The sequence below is a fragment of the Aquincola agrisoli genome (assembly GCF_036621135.1).
Classification (GTDB): Bacteria; Pseudomonadota; Gammaproteobacteria; order Burkholderiales; family Burkholderiaceae_C; genus Aquincola; species Aquincola agrisoli.
Map to the genome: position 1 here is coordinate 191,303 of NZ_JAZIBG010000036.1, position 17,535 is coordinate 208,837.

Consider the following 17,535-nt stretch of genomic DNA (forward strand, 5'->3'; position numbering starts at 1 on the left):
TTTCGACCCAGGACACGCCATGAACAAGCTGATTTCCACCCTCGCCGTGGGTTTGACCTTCGCCGCCGCCGTGCACGCGCAGACCTGGCCGACGAAGCCCGTGAACATCGTCGTGCCGTTCCCGCCCGGCGGCTCCACCGACGCCGTCGCGCGCGCCATCGCCGGCAAGGCCAGCGAGAAGCTGGGCCAGCAGTTCATCGTCGACAACAAGGCCGGCGCCACCGGCACCATCGGCGCCACGCAGGTCAAGCGTTCGCCGGCCGACGGCTACACCTTCCTGGTCACCTCCCTCGGGCCGCTGGTCATCGCGCCGCACCTGATGAAGTCGCTGCCCTACGAGGCGCTGAAGGATTTCGATCCCATCACCGTCGCGGTCCAGGCGCCCAACGTGCTCGTCGTGCCCGCGTCGTCGCCGCACAAGACGGTGGCCGACGTCATCGCCTTCCAGAAGGCCCACCCGGGCAAGATGACCTTCGCGTCGTCGGGCAACGGCTCGAGCGACCACCTGACCGCGGCGCTGTTCTGGCAGCAGACGGGCACCAGCGGCCTGCACGTGCCCTACAAGGGCGGCGCCCCGGCCATCACCGACCTGCTCGGCGGGCAGGTCGACGCCTCGTTCCAGAACGTCAACGCGGTGGTGCAGCACGTCAAGGCCGGCAAGCTGAAGGCGCTGGCCGTCACCGGCAGCAAGCGTTCGCCGGTGCTGCCCGACGTGCTGACGGTCGCCGAGGCCGGCGTGAAGGGCGTCGACGTGTACTCGTGGCAGGCGATGGTGGCACCCAAGGGCTTGCCGGCCGACGTGCGCGACCAGGCCTACGCCGCGGTGGCTGCCGCCCTGAAGGACCCGCAGGTGCAGCAGCAGTTCACCTCGCTCGGCTTCGAGATCGTCGCCAGCACGCCGGCGGAGTTCGCCGCCTTCCAGCAGCAGGAATACGCACGCTGGAAGAAGGTGATCGAGTCCGGGAACATCACCGTCGACTGACTGGCGCAACGGTCTCGCCGCACCGCCGCCATGCCGCCGCAAGGGCCCTTTCCGCCCGACCGCGCCACGAGGCCGGCGCAGCTGTACGGCGAGCTGGCCAGGCGGCTGCGCGACGGCCGCCTGCCGCCCGGCAGCCGGCTGACCGAACGCCTGCTGTCGCAGGAGTTCGGCGCCAGCCGCACCGTCGTGCGGGAGGCCGTCTCCAAGCTGCAGGCCACCGGCCTGGTGCGCTCGGTGCGGGGCGTGGGCACCCTCGTCGTCGAGCCGCAGGAGGCCGGCATGCCGCTACCGATCCTTGCGGCGGGCGCAGACCGCGTGCGGCTGCACGAACTGCGCGCGGGCTTCGAGAGCGAGGCCGCGGTGCTGGCGGCGCGACGGCGCACCACCGACGACCTGGCCGCGATGAAGGCGGCATTGGAGGCCACGGGCGGCGACATCGCCTTCCACCTGGCGGTGGCGCGTGCGACGCACAACCCGCACTACGGGCACATCCTCGCCCGCATCCTGAGCGCCACGGGCGACGACGGCCACGATCCGGCGGCGCACGAAGGCATCTTCCGCGCCATCGAGCAGCGCGACGGCGACACGGCACGGGCCTACATGCGCATGCACCTCGCGGCGCCGTCGCACCACCTCCCCGCCGCGCAGCGCGGCTGAAGGGCCGGCGCCCTCGCAAGGCTCACAGCTCGAAGCGGCTGCCGGGCACGGGCGCCTCCGCACGCCAGCCAAACCGTTCGGCGATGGCCTGCGCGAAGCCGCAGGCGGTGGCCTCCTCGCCGTGCACGACGAAGGTCCGCTGCGGCGGTGTGGTGAAGCGGCCCAGCCAGCCCAGCAGCGCGTCGCGGTCGCCATGGGCCGACAGCCCGCCGATGGTGTGCACGCTGGCCCGCACCGCGTGCTCCTCGCCGAACAGGCGCACGTGCTTCTGGCCGTCGACCAGCCGCCGCCCCAGCGTGCCTTCGGCCTGGAAGCCGATGATGATGATCGCGCATTCGGGCCGGCCGAGGTTGTGGCGCAGGTGGTGCTTGATGCGGCCTGCGTCGCACATGCCGCTGGCCGCGACGATGATCGCCCCGGCCTTGACCTGGTTGAGCGCCATCGATTCGTCGACGCTGCGGGTGAAGCGCAGGCTCAGCCCCGCGGGCGGCGCGCGCCGCAGCGACAGCATCTCGCGCGTCTCGTCGTCGAGGAACTCCGGGTGCTTCAGCGTGATGGCGGTGACCTTGTCGGCCATCGGTGAGTCCACGAAGACCTGCATCGGCGGCAGCCGCCCTTCGCGCCGCAGCTGCGCCAGCAGGAAGAGCAGCTCCTGCGTGCGCCCGAGCGCAAACGCCGGGATGACGATGTTGCCCTGCCGGCGCTTCAGCGTGTCGTCGATCACCTGCACCAGCTCGTCGATGGTCGCGTCCAGCGGGCGGTGCAGTCGGTTGCCGTAGGTCGACTCGACCACCAGCACCTCGGCCTCGGCGATGGGCGTCGGATCGCGCACGATGGGCCGCCCCGGCTGCCCGATGTCGCCGGAGAACACGAGCTTGCGGGTGCGGCCCGCATCGGTGATCCACACCTCGACGATGGCCGACCCCAGGATGTGGCCGGCATCGCGGAAGCGGCAGCGCACCGAGGCGTGCGGCCGGACCTCGGTGTCGTAGGCCGCCCCTTCCAGCTGCTCCAGGCAGGCCTGGGCCTGCGCCACGGTGTACAGCAGCTCGGCGGCCGCGGCCTGGCGCTGGCGCTGGCGGCGGTTGCCGCGCTGCGCGCGTGTCCACTCGGACTCCTGGATGAAGGCGCTGTCCAGCAGCATCACCGACAGCAGGTCGGCCGTCGCCGTCGTCGTGTGCACCGGCCCGCGGAAGCCCAGCGCGCACAGGCGGGGCAGCAGGCCGCTGTGGTCGATGTGCGCATGCGTCAGCAGCACGAAGTCGATGTCCTCGGGCGCGAACGGCCACGGGGCGAGGTTGCGCTCGCGCGCTTCGCGCCCGCCCTGGTGCATGCCGCAGTCCACCAGGAAACGCGCGCCGCCGGCTTCGACGAGGAAGCAGGAGCCGGTCACCTCCCGTGCAGCACCGATGAAGCTGATGCGCATGCCGATCCTCCGCACCCATGGTGCGCCCATCGTCGCACACCGGGGCCTCAGGACCACATCGGCAGCGTCGGGCCGGTGCCCGCCGGGTCGTTGCTCTCCGCCAATTGCTCCGACAACGCCGACGCGCCCGCCGGCGTGCCCATCTCGTGCACGAAGCCGACGAAGTGGAAGATGCTGCCGAAGGCGCCGAGGTTCAGGTTGTGGCCGGCCTCGTGGTCGAGGTGCCAGCCCGAGGAGTTGCTGTCGACGTAGGCGAAGGCGCCCATGTTGTAGGCGGTGTCGATGGTGTTGAGGTTGGCGATCCAGCCGCCGCGCGTGGCCAGCATGCCGGTCGACCAGTCCATCCGGAAGCCGGTGATGCGGAAGAACTGGATGCCGCCGCCCCACAGACTCGGGATCGACCAGAAGATCAGGTGCCCCAGCCCGTTGAGCACCCACATCACCGCGCCCAGGCCGAGCACCAGCCACGACATCGGCATCAGCCAGTTCGACCAGCCGAGGATGCCCTGGTAGATCTCGTTGCCCGCCACGCTGTCGATCGAGGCCATGAAGACCACCACGCCGACGAAGAGCCCGACGACGCCGAAGCCCATCATCGTCAGGAAGGCCGCGTTCATGCCGGCGTTCAGCCCGATCATGAAGCCGCGGAAGAACTCGCCCAGCGCCGTGCCCTGGTTGTTGTGCGCGACGACGTAGCTCACCGTCACCAGCCCGATCACGCCGACCACCGCCAGGATGCCGAAGCCGATGCCGGTGGCGAAGGCCGCGACGATGGCCACCGCGACGACCACCCCGACGATGACGCCGACGATCGCCCCCACCACGCTCCAGAACGACAGGCCCTCCGGGTCGACGTGGTTGGCCGGGTTGTTGCCCGCATAGGCATAGAGGTGCAGCGGCGCCGGGTCGCCATCGCTCTTCTCGGGCTGCAGCAGGTACAGCGGGTCGGGCGTGAGGAAGCGGCCGGTCTGCGGGGCATACCAGCGGTGGCCCATGTAGACCAGGCCGGTCTCGTCGTCCACGTCGTGCAGCGCGAAGATGCGCAGCAGCGGGGCCGCGGCCAGGTGGCGCCGCTCGGTGCCGAAGGGCAGGTAGGCGGTCTGCGCGATGCGGGTGCCGGCCTCGTCGCTGAACAGCGTGGCGCTGCCCAGCGGGTCGGCATGGATCCAGCGCGTCGCGCCCCCCTGGCGCAGCGCGATGCGGCGCCGGTTCAGGATGACGTAGTTGGTGTGCAGGCCGCCGCGGATCTCGGCCATGCGCCCGAGGTGGATGGTCTCGACCGTGGCGCCCTGGCGCGTGACGCGGCGCCGCACCCGGTTGCCGCGGTAGTCGTAGCCGTAGTCGATCACCGTGCCGTCGTCCAGCGTCACGCGGCGCAGGTGGTTCTTGAAGTCGTATTCGCAGCGGCGCCCGGGCATCTGCAGCAGGTTGCCGTTGGCGTCGTACGTCACCGCGGCGGCGGCCTCGCCGGGGCGGGTGGCGGCGGTCAGCCGGTCGGGCCGCAGTGGGTCGTCGTAGCCGAGCAGCCAGCCCGATTCGCCGTGGCGCTCGAGCCGGCCGCGGCCGAGGTAGCCGTAGCCGTGGTCGAAGGCCCCGCCGGGATCGCTGCCGTGCACGCGGGTCAGCTGCTGCAGCGCGTCGTACTCGTAGGCGAGCTGCCGGGCCTGGCCCGGCGCGGTGTCGTCCAGCGTCAGCAGCTGCATCAGCGCGTCGTAGCCGTAGCGCACGTCCTCCAGCACCGTGCCGCCGGGGCCGGTGCTGCGCTGCTGCGCCACGTGCCCCACGCCCGGCGCGTAGGCGATCTCGGTCTGCACGCCGTTCGTGAAGGCGATGTGCGTGGGCAGGTTGCGCGGGCCGTAGCGCAGCTCGTCGACGATGCCGTCGATGCGGCGCACCAGCCCGCTGTCGTCGTGCGCGCGGGCGATGCGCATGCCGTCGGGGTAGGTGAGGGCGGTCTGGTGGCCCAGGTCGTCGCGCTCGTAGCGCAGCGTGAAGGGCTGGCCGGCCACCTCGATGAGGTGCTCGACGAGGAAGCCGCGGGCGCTGTAGCCGTAGCGCTGGCGGCCCTCGGCGTAGTGCGCCTCGACCAGGCGGCCGTCCGCGCCGGGCGTGAGGTCGTCGTAGGTGAAGCGCTCGGCCACCGCGCCGTTGTGCCGCACCTCGGTGATGCGGCCTTCGCCGTCGCGGCTGACCTCGACGTCGTTGCCGGCGGCGTCGCGGGTGCGCACGATCTCGCCCTGGCTGTTGAACCACTGCTCGCGCCGCCCCGCGTCGCGGTGCACCACCGCCAGGCGCTGGCCGCGGCGGTCGTAGGTGTAGCGGGCGATCTCGCCGCCGGCGCCGTCCAGCAGCGCGAGCAGCTCGCCGAAGAGGCCGACCTCGTAGCGCAGGGGCTGTGCGCCGCCCGGCGTGGATTCGATCACCGCGGTGCGGTGGTTCCAGACGTCGACCTCCTCGATGCGGGGTGTACCGGCCAGCGGATGCGCCGGGTCCAGGTCGTGCGCATCGGCCAGGCGGATCTCGAAGGGCGTGTAGCGGCCTTCGCTGCGTGCGCCGTTGAAGTTGACGCTGGCGACCGGCCGGCCCTCGCCGTCGAACAGGGTGCGCCGCACGGGGCCGGCGAGCGCGGGCACCGCGAACGCCAGGTCCGCCGCGATCTGCGGCTCGAACTCCGCGCGGGTCTGGCGCCAGGGGTTGTGCACGAGCCAGGCGCTGACCAGCACCTCGCCGGGCAGGCGCTGCACGCGCCGCTGCACCTCCTGCGCGCTGCCGTCGTAGTAGGCGACCGACAGCGCCCGCCGCGCCGCATCGATGCGGTAGCTGGTGTGCACCGCGTTCGGCACCCGGGTGTCGTCGTAGGCGAGGATGCGTGTGGCCGTCTCGGGGGTGTCGTCGGCCTGCATGAAGTGCGTCAACCGGCCGAACGCGTCGTAGGCCATGCGCACGGTGGCACCGCCGGGCGATCGCAGTTCGAGCGGCTTGCCGGTCACGCTGTCGGGCACGCGCTGGCTGGCCAGGCCGTTGGCGATCTCCTCCACCACGTGCAGCCCGATCGTGTCGTAGCGCTTCTCGGTGCGCCGGCCGGTGCCGGTGGTCTCGCTGGCGACGTTGCCGTGGGCGGTGTAGGTCAGCCGCTTGTCGATGGCGAATACCGCCGGCGTGCCGTCGGCATCGGGCTGCATCACGTGGCCGAGCGCCGCGGCGTCCATCGCGCCGTAGTGCGCGTCGTAGGCGTCGCGGGCCAGCACCAGGTGCTCCTCGCGCACCATGCGTCCGCGCGTCAGCTCGCCCAGCGGCAGGCCGGCATCGGCCGCGCCGTCGTAGTGGCGGCGCAGCTCGAGCAGCAGCCTGCCCGCTGCGTCACGCTTGACGGTGCGTGCCATCTTGAAGATGCGGCCGTCCGCGTCGTGCGCGTATTCGATGTGCGTGTCGACCAGCTTCTCCGGCATCGCGGCGCCGGCCCGCGTGCCGAAGCCGCGCATGCGCTCGTGCACCAGGTTGCCGGCGGCGTCGTACGCGAACAGGCGCTCCTCGACCCGCTCATCCTCGCTGCGGTCGATGTGGCGCTTGCGCGTAGCCCGGGCGTGGACAAAGACGCGCGTGTCGCCGTCGGGCAGCGCCTCGAGCTCGGTGACGCCGTAGTCGCTCTCCTCCACGCGCCAGGGCCGTGAGGCCTCGGGCGTGCCGTCCTCGCTGTAGACCTCGACCCGCGCGAGCAGCCGGTCGAGGTGGGCGTGCAGGCGGCTGTGGCCGGGCACCGCCGCCTGGTCGGCCAGGAAGTGGTGGCGCGTGCGCACCGCGGCGCGGCTCTCGTCGCCCAGCTCGGTCTTGTCGACGACGGCGAAGCCGAGGAAGCGGCGCTGCCGCGTGTCGTAGCGGCCGTCGTGGTAGCGGTACTGCAGCTCGGTGCGGCGGCCGCGCACGTGGTCGGTCTCCAGCGTGCGCTCCACCACCCACAGCGGGAAGGGCAGCGCCGCCGTCCAGGGCCGGCCCTCGTCGCGGTCCTGCAGGGCCATGTCGACCGCGCTGCGGTAGTGGATCTCGCTCGCGAGCCCGTTGCCGTTGTCGACCGTGCGCAGGCCGTAGGCCGGCCCGCCGCGCTGCCAGCCCAGGTGCACGCAGGCGCTGCGGCCCTGGCGCAGGCTGTTGTAGAAGAGGCCTGCGCTGCCGTTGCCGAAGAAGTCGAGCAGGCGCGCGCTGCCGGCCAGCGCGGGCGGCAGCGTGTCGATCACCACCGGCTCGGCAAAGCCGGCGCCCGAGCGGTTGAGGTACAGCTCGAGCCGGTCGGGCAGCAGGCGCACGAGGTCGCTGCAGCCGTCGCCGTCCACGTCGGCCAGCAGGATCTGCTCGGCCTGGCCGCTGCGGCTGGCCAGGCGGGGGCTGCCGGCCATCACCACCGGCGCGCCGAAGCGGCCGTGGCCGAGGTTGAGCCGGTAGCTCACCGCGCCCGAGCGCACCTGCACCAGGTCGGGCAGGCCGTCGCCCGTCATGTCGGCCAGGAAGGTGAGCGCGTCGGCGAAGTCGGCGTCCGGCGCGCCGTGGCCGGCCACCGGCTCGGCCCAGCCCGCGCGGCCGAGGTTGCGGTAGGCGACCAGGCCGCGGCGCGTGCTCAGCAGCGCATCGACCACGCCGTCGCCGTCGAGGTCGGCCAGCCGCGCGCGGCCGGTCTCGAACGGCGGGCGCTGCGGTGCGCTGCGCGGGTACGCGACGAACTCGCCGAAGCCGCTGCGCTCGCCGCCGCCGTCGTTCGGGTAGTAGCCCTGCAGCGGTGCCTGCCCGACGCCCACCAGCATGTCGGCCGTGCCGTTGCCGTCGATGTCGATGAACTGCACGCCGTCGGCGGCGAACGACGCGGCCTGGGGCACCGTGCGGGCGAGCGGCCGCGCCGCCGCCCAGCCGCCGCGGCCGTCGTTGGGCCAGTGGTAGAGGCGGCCACCGCGGTTCTCGACGATGCCCGGCAGCGGCAGGCCGCCGAGCGCCAGCAGCGCGGTGTCGGGGTCGGTGAGCGGCCGCGGCGCCGGGTCGCCCGCCGCGGGCTCGATGAAGCGGATCCGCGGGGCGCCGGCATCGAAGGTCTCGTAACCGAGCACGAGCGGGTTCTTCACCACCGGCGGCAGCCCCGGCGCAAAGCCGGACAGCTGCAGCGAGCCCAGCAGCGAGACGCCGGTGCCCGGCGCCTGCACGTAGGCCAGTGCCAGCCGCCGCACCTCGCGGTCGTCGGCCGCCAGGTGCAGCGAGACGCTGCGGCAGCGCCGCGCGACCCGGCGCTCGAAGCCGGCGCGCCCGTTGCGCAGCACGTCGGGCCGAGCCTCGTAGGCCAGGCGCACCACGAAGTGCGCATAGCGGATCTCGGCGAGATAGGGGTGGCCGTCGTGGCGCTCGTACACGTAGTCGATCGTGTTGCCGTTGACGTCCTCCTGGCGCTCGAGCAGCCAGCTCTGCACCCGCTCGGGGTGGTCGGGGTCGGCGACGCGGGCGTTGGCGCTCAGGCCGAGCAGGCAGCGCGAGCCGTCGCGTTCCTCCACCGTCCAGTGGCCGGCGTCGAAGACGTAGCGCGAGAAGGCCGTCTCGCGCAGCGGGCGGTAGCGGCCGTCAGCGCAGCGGCGCAACTCGGTGCCGCTGTCGAGGAAGGCCTCCGCGGTGCCGCCGCCGGGCACGCCCAGGTCGAGCCGGCGGTCGATCTGGCGCAGCGGCAGGCGCCAGCCGAGCCCGAAGGGGCCGTTCGACTGGCCGTGGGCGTATTCGAGCTTCAGCCGCGGCCGCAGCCCGGCGATGCCTTCGGGCAGCTCGAAGGGCACGCTGAAGTTGCCCTGGCCGCTGTTGAGGTCGAGCGAGAAGGCCTCGCCCATGCCGGCGACGTTGCCCGACCCGGCGGGCGGCGAGATGGCCGTCTGCGCATCGGATGCCTTGCTGTGTGCCATGGTGTGCTCCCGGCCGGCCGTCAGCCGCGGTAGGTGAAGCCGTAGTCGACGAAGAGCGCCAGGTCCTGCAGGCCGGCGAGGTCGAGCACGCCGTCCTTCACCAGCTGCGGGTTGTCGGCCGCGTCGACGCGGAACTGCAGCGTGTCGAACAGCGTGCGGCCGGTCGGGGCGGCGAAGGCGGCGCCGTCGGCATTGCCCTGCGCGTCGAACTCGAACAGCTGCCCGGCCCCGAGGCCGGCCCAGTCCACCCGCAGCTTCAGGCCTGCGGCGGCCGGGCCGCGCGCCTGCAGGAAGTAGCTCCTGAGCTGCGGATCGGCCTGGTTGGCGGGCAGCAGGCCGGCGTCGAGCACGAGCCGGGCCTCGCCCTGGCTGCGCAGGAAGAACAGCTCGTCGGGCGCGGTGAGCCGCAGCGCGAACGAGCGCGTGCCGGTGCCCTGCGCGGGCAGCGCGGCCACCACGCTGCGCTCCAGGTTCGGATCGAAGAAGCCGTCGTAGTACATCACCAGCTGCACGTCGAGGATCTGGCTCAGCTCGAAGGTGTTGGAATGCTTGGGCACCTCGATCTGCCAGACGGTGGCGATGCCGTTGTTCTCGAACAGCCGCAGCTCGTTGGCGCTGAGCTGGAACACGACGGCGTCCTGCCGCACGTCGTAGTCGGTCAGCGGCATCACGTCGGCCGGGTAGACCTGGTCGGCGACCGTGCCGTCCCGGCGCCGGAACTTCGACAGCCCGATGTTGCGCAGCGTGCCGTGCACGCCCTCGGTGCCGGCCAGGCCGACGAACAGCAGCTCGACCTGCTTGACCTTCTGCAGGTAGAAGCCCGGGTAGCGGCGGTCGAAGTGCTCGAGCGTGGTCTCGAACAGCGCGCGGCCGCTGCGCACCAGCTGGTCGAAGGCCATCGGGAATTGGTCGGCCAGCGACAGCGTCTGCTTCATCGGCGCCTTCTTCGACTTGGTGCGCACGAAGTCGAGGCTGAAGTAGTCGATGTCGAGCAGCAGCGCATCGGCGGCCAGCAGGCCGTTGAGCTGGTCGAGCCCGTAGTCGAGCTTGATCTTGCGCAGGTCGCGCCCGGTCTCGGCCTCGTAGGCCTTCTCCATCAGCACCGCGACCTCGACGGCCATGTCCTGGTAGCGCTGCGCGATGCGGCGCGCCTCGCGGGCCAGGTCGTACCACATCGTCGCGCTGAACTCGCGGCCCTTCAGGAAGGCGAGGTTCTCCTGCGCGTACTGCGCCTGCAGCGCGGCGATCTGCACCCGCTGCTGCGCCACCGCCACCCGGGCCTGCGCCTGCTCGACCTGCTGCTGCGCCATGCCGCGGTAGGCGTTGGCGGCGTCGATCTCGTTCTGCAGCCGCGCGGCCTCCAGGTCATGGCCGATCTGCGCGCGCCGGTTGGCCAGGTCGAACAGCACGTGGCTGCGCGGCTTGCTGTCGGCGCTGTAGTAGGTGGCGTTCTTGACGTTGAGCTTGACCTCGTCGTTCGACGCGGAGCCGGCCCAGGCCTGCAGGCGCTCCAGCTCCTGCAGCTCCCAGCGCACGGCGTTGAAGCGGTCGCGCATCTCGGTGGCGTTGTCGCGCTGCACGGTGGCGTAGTTCAGCCCGGCGTTGGCGACGTCCACGCCCTCGCGCGTCTCGGCCAGGCCGCGCCGCTCCAGCTCGACCGAGGCCGCGGCCACGCTGGCCTGCTGCGCCATCTGCTGCTCGCGCAGCGTCTCGTTCTCGCCCGAGCTCTTGAACTGGATGTAGCTCTGCTCGACCTGCGCCGCGTGCTGCGCGAAGTAGCGCGCGAGGTTCTGCAGGTGCTCCCAGCTGAAGGGCGGCACGTGCAGCGACATGCCGAGGAAGTTGAGCCCCGCGGCGATCTTGCCAAGCTGCATGCGCGCCCGGGCCAGCACCATCGTGACCCGCGGGTTCTCGTCGTGCGCCTCGCCGGCGATGAGCGCCTTCTGCACCGCGAGCGCGGCGCGTTCCTTCATCGGCGCGAAGGTGGGGTGGCTGTACAGCGGCGAGCCGGCGTCCAGCGTGCCGTCGAGCGCCAGCACCTTCTGGTAGACGGCCTTCGCGGCGTCGAACTCGGCCACCACGTTGGCGGCGTTGCGGTAGAGCCGGTCGCCCCAGTCGAGGTACAGCTCGCCCAGCCGCAGCCACAGCACGACGGACTCCACCGCGACGTTCAGGTACTTGTAGCCGAGCGTGGAGAGGTACTCGTCCTCGGCCTCCTCGTAGGCACCGAGCGCGGCGCGGCAGTCGCCGATCGCCATCGGCAGCACCCAGCCCACGATGTGGCCGAGGTAGGCCACGGTGACGGTGTGGTGGCTCAGGTAGCCGGTGAGCAGCGCCACGTCCCGGGTGTCGCGCAGCGTGGCGTAAAGCGCGTCCATCCCCGCGCCGCCGTCGCCCACCGCGGCCGAGACCGGCTGGCGCTTCGCGTCGAACACCGTGACCGTCTTGGCCGTGCGCCGGGCGGCGAAGGCCTGGTTCGCCATCAGCTGCACCACGCCGGCCTCCAGCGGCTGCGCGGCGGCGGCCGCCTCGGCCGGCGCGGGTGCGGGAGCCGGTGTGTCGCGGCGCGGCAGCGGCCTGACGGCGCCCACGGCGGTGAGCGACGGGCCGACGCGCGTGGCCGTCAGCGAGGGGCGGATGCGCGTGGGGCCGGCCTGGTCGAGCGCGAGGCGCCCGCCGGTCACCACCGGGAAGACCGAGAGCTTGCGCCGCAGCTCGTCGGCCTGCGCCAGCGTGGCCTTGGCCGCATCGGCCTGGCCGGCGCGGGCCTGCATGCCGGCCAGGGCCGCCATCGCGTCCAGTTGCGGCTCGGGCTTCTTGGCCTCGGCGAAGGTGTCGATGCTCTGCTGCATCACCTGGGCCGCCTTGGCGCCCTGGCCACCGCGTTCCATCAGGATGGCCTGGTCGTGCAGCAGCGCGGCGCGCAGCTGCGCATCCTGCGACTGCTTCGCGGCGACCGCGGCCGTCTTGGCCGCGGCGGCGAAGTCGCCGGCCTCGAAGGCCGACTGCATCTCCGCCATCGAGGCGGCCAGCGCGCCGTCGGCATCGGCGAGCCCGGCCTGTTCCACCTGGGCGAAGAGCTGGCCCGCGTCGGCGCTCATCGCGGTCGTGGCGCCGAAGGCCTTGGGCACGGCCGTGCTCAGCGCGGGCGTGCGCTCCAGCATCTGTGCGCCCTTGACGATCGCCGCCTCGGCGATGCCGGCCCGCACCAGCCGCGGCCAGTCGGCCTGGCTGCCGACGAAGGGCGGGATCCGCGGGTAGAGCACCGCGGCGATCACGCCGCGCAGGCTCAGGTAGTCCTCGAGCGCAGCGGCCGGCCGGCCCGAGGCGAGCAGGCGGTTGGCCACGGCCAGCCGGCGCTGCACGTCGCGCTCGAACGCGGTCTCGGGGGTGTCGATCTCGTAGCTGCTGCGGTCGATCTCGCGCGCGGCGTCGATCACGAAGGCATAGCGGTTCTCGGCCAGATATTTCGGTGCCATGTGCCTGCTCCTCAAGGGGTGGAGCAAGCTTAGGCAGCGGCCCGGGCGATCGCCTCCTACCTATAGGTGCACCCCTTTCAACGTGGGACGGCCGGCGCCTACGGCTTGTTCGAGGCCGCGTTGGCGGCAGGATCGGATGGCGGGGCGGCCGGCGCGGCGTGGTCGGCGCCGCCATGGGCCTGCGTCGGATCGGCGATCTGGAAGGCCTGGCCGCGTTGCCATGCGTCCGCGCCCGGGTCGATGGCCGGCGCCGCGATGGCCGCCCGGTCCTCGCGCTTGCGGCCGCTGTCGACGCCGAAGCGCTGGTCGCGGGCCGCCACCATGGCGGGGTCGGCCTGGCCGTCGGCGGTGAAGCCCATCATCAGCTGCGGGACGCCCAGCGGCAGCTGCCGGTGCAGGTCGGTGTGCCAGGTGTGCCAGGTCTTGCCATAGGTGCGCACGAGCTTGTCCATCAGCGCGTTCTCGGCGACCTGCGGGATCCCCGGGGCGATCAGCTGCCCCGACTTCACCTCGTGGGCATGGCTGTGCCACAGCGCCTTCTCGGCCGGCGGCAACGTGGCGAACAGCGTCTCGCTGACGATGTACTCCACGCCCATGAGCTTGGCGTCCTCGACGTTGCCGTCGTAGATGACGCACTGGATCACGTCCTCGTTGAGGGTGGCGCAGTAGTGGTGGGCCTCCATCTGGGCCTGCGGCCGGCCGCTGTAGAAGTGGAAGCCGTCGAGGTAGGCGTTGAGGGCCTCGATCGGCGGCTTGTCCTGCAGGGCGGCGGCGCTGGCGTCGAGCACCTTCGTCGTCGCGGACTCGGCCTGGCCCGGCGGGGTGACCGGCGATGCCGTGGGGCGGTCGCCGCAGGCGGCGAGCAGGACGGCCGTCATCAGGCTCCAGGGGGTGGCGGGCTTCATCGCGGCTCCTTGCATCGGCAACCGCGCCGATCGGCAAGCGGCATGCCGGGCCTACTGCCGCGCGGGGTCGGTCCCGGCGCCGACCGCGGCCGACAGGTCGTCGACATGGACCATCAGCGCCCGCACCTGGCACAGCGTCGGGTACTGCCGCAGCACCTGCTCGAAACGCGGCGACGCGAGGAGCTGCCGCCACAGCGGCACGAGGGCCTGCAGGTCGGCCGGCTGGCCGTCGGCCACCCGGCCCGCGAAGGCCAGGCTCTGCGGCGCGGACAGCAGCTGCATCCGGCTCGCCGCGCTCAGCAGGCGCGGCGCCGGATCGGCGGGCCCGTCGCAGCAGTAGAGGACCGCGCGGTGCAGGTCGGCCTCGGCGGCCAGGGCACGCAAGGAGGCGCCCCGCAGCTGCAGCTCGCCCTGGCGGGAGGCGAACGGCAGCGCGGCCGCGGCATCGGCACCGGCCAGCAGGGCCAGGCCGCGCAGCAGGCGCGGGAAGTCCGAGGTGGCGGCGTCGGCCGATGCCTTCACCTCGACGAGCAGGCACAGTTCCCACGCCGGGGCGTCGCCCACCGGCGGCGCCTGCCGAAGCACGGCCAGGTCCCACTCGGTCTTGGCCCGCTCTGCATGCGCGGCGAGGCGGCCCGGAACGAGCAGCGAGCCCACGGCCCGGTAGCGCGCCGACGCGGGCGCGGTGGTGTTGAGCCGGTCGACCAGCGCCTGCAGGGCCGGCGCGGCCTGCGCCTCGGCCACGGCACCGCGGCGCCGGGTGTCGGCCCCATGCGCCGCGGCCGCGTGCGTCCCGGCGGCCGGGCCCTGGCGCGCCTGCAGCCCCTGGTGCCGGCGCACGGCGGCATCCGAGGCGAGGGCGTCCAGCCGCTGCAGGCGCTGCAGCGCCGGGGCGTCGAGGATGCGTTGCAGGCCGGCCCCGATGCCCGGCTGCTGCCATGCCACCGGCGCGTCCAGCAGTCCGCGCACGTCGGCGGCGAGCGCCTGCCATGCGCCGCTGGACGCCAGGGCATGCAGCCGCTCCAGCGCCTGTCGCTGCGGCTGCGGAGCTTCCGGCCGCGGCTTGGCGGGGTGGGCCACCGCATCGACCGCCGACCGGATCGCGCGCCGGTCGCGGTCGGCCTGCGCCGCCAATGCGGCGTGTTCGCGCACGCACGGCACGTGATGGCGCAGCACGAGCGCCTGGACGGCGGGGTCGCCGCCCTCGGGGCGCAGCGCGTCCCGGATCATGCGCGCCAGGGCGTCGATGAACAGTGCCTGCAGGGCCGGCGGCGGTGCGGCCTGTTGCGCCATGGCAGCGCGGGCGTGTTCGATCGCGAAGGCGAGCGCCGCCGCCGGCGCTGCCTGCCGCGCCTCGTCCTCGCTGGCCGGCAGCGCCGGCACGGGATAACGGCGGGGGACGGCGCGCAGGACGTCGATCGGGCACAGCGGACGGGCAGGGGGCATGCGACGTGGCGGGCGGGCGGCCCGCGGAACCTGCCGCCAGCCTAACGGAGCGGCCGGCCCGCCGGGAACGTGGCTTGCCGTGCGGCGGGCCCACCACCCCTGCAGGAGCCTTGCCATGCCTCGCGGAGCCGTCGCCGCCAACGATCCCCGCCGTCCTCCCCTCGTCACGGCCGGGCTGGTCATGGTCGCCGGCCTGCTGCTGCTGGGCGCCGGCGGCTGGCTGGTGGCGCTGGGGGGCTCGGGCTACTACGCCGCGGCCGGCGTGGCGCTGATGGCCACCGCCTGGCTGCTGTGGCGGGGCCGCAGCAGCGCGCTGCTGCTCTACGCGGGGTTCACCGCCGCCACGCTGGCCTGGGCACTGTGGGAGGTCGGCCTCGACTGGTGGCCGCTGGCGGCCCGCGGCGATCTGGTGTTCCTGCTCGGCCTGTGGCTGCTGTCGCCATGGGTGGCGCGGCGGCTCGGGCCGGCCCGCCCGGCGCCTGCCGACGCGCCGCGCAGCCCGGCGGCATGGCGCGGGCCGCGTGGCCTGCTGGGGGGTGTGCTGCTGGTGTTCGCCGCGGTGGCCATCGTGTCCGGGGCGGTCGACAGGCACCGCACGGAAGGCACGCTGCCGCCGCCCGCGGCCGCCGGTGGGGCCGCGGCGTCGACGGTGCCCGACGGGGAGTGGCATGCCTACGGCCGCACGGGCGAGGGGCAGCGCTACTCGCCGCTGTCGCAGATCACGCCGGCCAATGCGGGCGAACTGGAAGCGGCATGGCATTTCCGCACCGGCGATGTCCGCGGCCGCCCCGGCGATCCCGAGGAGACGACCTTCGAGGTCACGCCGCTGAAGGTCGGCAACCGGCTCTTCCTCTGCACCCCGCACCAGCTGGTGATCGCGCTCGATGCCACCTCGGGCCGGCAGCTGTGGCGCTTCGATCCGCAGATCAAGGGCGAAGGCACGCTGGCCCTGCAGCACCTCACCTGCCGCGGCCTGGCCTACCAGCCGCCGCCGTCCGCCGGCGCTGCGGACGCCACGCCGTGCCGCAGCAAGCTCTTCATGCCGACCGCCGATGCCCGGCTGGTGGCGCTCGATCCCGCCACCGGCACCCGCTGCCAGGGCTTCGGGGTCAACGGCGAGATCGACCTGTGGACGCAGATGCCCAACGTGCAGCCCGGCTCGTACTACGCGACCTCGCCCGTCGTCGTGACCGAGCGGCTCGTGATCGTCGGCGGCACGGTGCTCGACAACGTCTCGACGAAGGAGACCTCCGGCGTCATCCGGGCGTTCGACATCGCCACGGGGGCCCTGGTCTGGAACTGGGACGCTGCCCGCCCGGACGACACCGCCCCCCTGCCGCAGGGCCGCACCTACACGCCCAATTCGCCCAACAGCTGGTCGATCTCCAGCGTCGACCCGGCGCTGGGGCTGGTCTACGTGCCGATGGGCAACCAGCCGCCCGACCAGTGGGGCGCCGACCGCAGCCCGGCGGTGGAGCGCTACGCCTCCGCCGTGGTGGCACTGGAGCTGGCGACGGGCCGCGTGCGGTGGGCCTTCCAGACCGTGCACCACGACCTGTGGGACTACGACGTGCCGGCCCAGCCGTCGCTGGTCGACCTCACGATCGGTGGCCGCCGCGTGCCGGCGCTCGTGCAGCCGACCAAGCAGGGCGAGGTCTTCGTGCTCGATCGCCGCACCGGCGAGCCGCTGCTGCCGGTGCAGGAGCGGCCAGCGCCGCAGGGCGCGGTGGCGGGCGACCGCACGGCGCCCACGCAGCCGGTCTCCGCGATCTCGTTCGATCCGCCCCCGCTGCGCGAGCGCGACATGTGGGGCGCGACGATGTTCGACCAGCTGGCCTGCCGCATCGCCTTCCGGCAGCTGCGCTACGAGGGCCGCTACACGCCGCCGTCGCTCGAAGGCACGCTCGTGTACCCCGGCAACTTCGGCGTCTTCAACTGGGGCGGCGTGGCCGTCGATCCGGTGCGGCAGATGATGTTCGCGACGCCGACCTACCTGGCCTTCACCTCGCAGCTCGTGCCGCGCCCCGACGACAAGACGCTGCTCGTGCAGGGCGACGAGCGGCCGCACGACAACCTGCCCTCGCTCAACGAGAACTTCGGCGCTCCGTTCGCGGTGAAGCTCGGCGCCTTCACGTCGCCGCTGGGCATCCCGTGCCAGGCGCCGCCCTGGGGCTATGTCGCGGGCGTCGACCTCACCACCGGGAAGGTGGTGTGGCAGCACAAGAACGGCACCGTGCGGGACAGCTCCCCGCTGCCGCTGCCGTTCGCGATGGGGGTGCCCAACCTGGGCGGCCCGGTCATGACGGCCGGGGGCGTGGCGTTCCTGTCCGGCACGCTGGACCAGTACGTGCGTGCGTACGACACGGCCACCGGCCGCCAGGTCTGGCAGGGCCGGCTGCCGGCCGGCGGGCAGGCCACGCCGATGACCTACCTGGGCGACGACGGCCGCCAGTACGTGGTGGTCGTCGCCGGCGGGCACGGCTCGCTGGGCACCCGCGCGGGCGACCACGTGATCGCCTATGCGCTGCCGCGCCGCTGAGCCGGGCCAGGCCCGGTACTGCAGCGCCACCGCGCCCGCCTCGGCTTGCTGCAATCGGCGACCCGCGGGCGGCAAGAAGCACTGGCCGGGGTGGCCGTTCCAGCGCCTTGCACGGGGGAAGGCCCCGTCGGCGTGCACCGGCACGAAAGCTGCGGAGTGGAGGCTGCCGCCCCGGCGAGG

Annotated in this window: 8 protein-coding genes; 3 read left to right on the top strand and 5 right to left on the bottom strand. The window is 73.2% G+C overall.

All coding sequences use genetic code 11. The features are described 5' to 3' along the window. Nucleotides 1-19: 19 nt before the first annotated feature. Nucleotides 20-982: a Bug family tripartite tricarboxylate transporter substrate binding protein gene (locus tag V4F39_RS17510; RefSeq protein WP_332291018.1), complete on the top strand. Its 963-nt coding sequence runs from the start codon at nt 20-22 to the stop codon at nt 980-982. A gap of 30 nt (nt 983-1,012) precedes the next feature. Continuing rightward, entirely contained in the window at nt 1,013-1,639 is a 627-nt protein-coding gene (locus V4F39_RS17515; RefSeq protein WP_332291020.1) for a FadR/GntR family transcriptional regulator, read from the top strand. Between the two features lie 22 nt (nt 1,640-1,661). On the opposite strand, the gene V4F39_RS17520 is transcribed toward V4F39_RS17515, so the two are convergent. The 5 genes from V4F39_RS17520 to V4F39_RS17540 all read right to left on the bottom strand — a co-directional run bounded on the left by V4F39_RS17520 (nt 1,662) and on the right by V4F39_RS17540 (nt 14,816). Next, a complete protein-coding gene (locus tag V4F39_RS17520; RefSeq protein WP_332291021.1) occupies nt 1,662-3,065 on the bottom strand; it encodes an MBL fold metallo-hydrolase in 1,404 nt (467 codons plus the stop codon). A gap of 47 nt (nt 3,066-3,112) precedes the next feature. Further along, nucleotides 3,113-8,986, bottom strand: coding sequence for a SpvB/TcaC N-terminal domain-containing protein (locus tag V4F39_RS17525; RefSeq protein WP_332291023.1), 5,874 nt, complete (start codon nt 8,984-8,986; stop codon nt 3,113-3,115). Nucleotides 8,987-9,006: 20 nt separating this feature from the next. Next, the gene (locus V4F39_RS17530) at nt 9,007-12,465 is read right to left on the bottom strand and encodes a Tc toxin subunit A-related protein (RefSeq protein ID WP_332291024.1); all 3,459 of its coding nucleotides are present in this window, start codon (nt 12,463-12,465) and stop codon (nt 9,007-9,009) included. A gap of 98 nt (nt 12,466-12,563) precedes the next feature. After that, complete coding sequence (locus V4F39_RS17535; RefSeq protein ID WP_332291025.1) at nt 12,564-13,370, bottom strand: OBAP family protein; 807 nt, start codon at nt 13,368-13,370, stop codon at nt 12,564-12,566. Nucleotides 13,371-13,421: 51 nt separating this feature from the next. Continuing rightward, nucleotides 13,422-14,816 carry a 3-deoxy-D-arabino-heptulosonate 7-phosphate synthase gene (locus tag V4F39_RS17540; RefSeq protein ID WP_332291027.1) on the bottom strand — a complete coding sequence of 465 codons (1,395 nt, stop codon included), beginning with the start codon at nt 14,814-14,816 and terminating at the stop codon, nt 13,422-13,424. 115 nt (nt 14,817-14,931) lie between these two features. Here V4F39_RS17540 and V4F39_RS17545 point away from each other — a divergent pair, with 115 nt between their 5' ends. Continuing rightward, nucleotides 14,932-17,355, top strand: coding sequence for a glucose/quinate/shikimate family membrane-bound PQQ-dependent dehydrogenase (locus V4F39_RS17545; protein WP_332291028.1), 2,424 nt, complete (start codon nt 14,932-14,934; stop codon nt 17,353-17,355). The last annotated feature ends 180 nt before the right edge of the window (nt 17,356-17,535 follow it).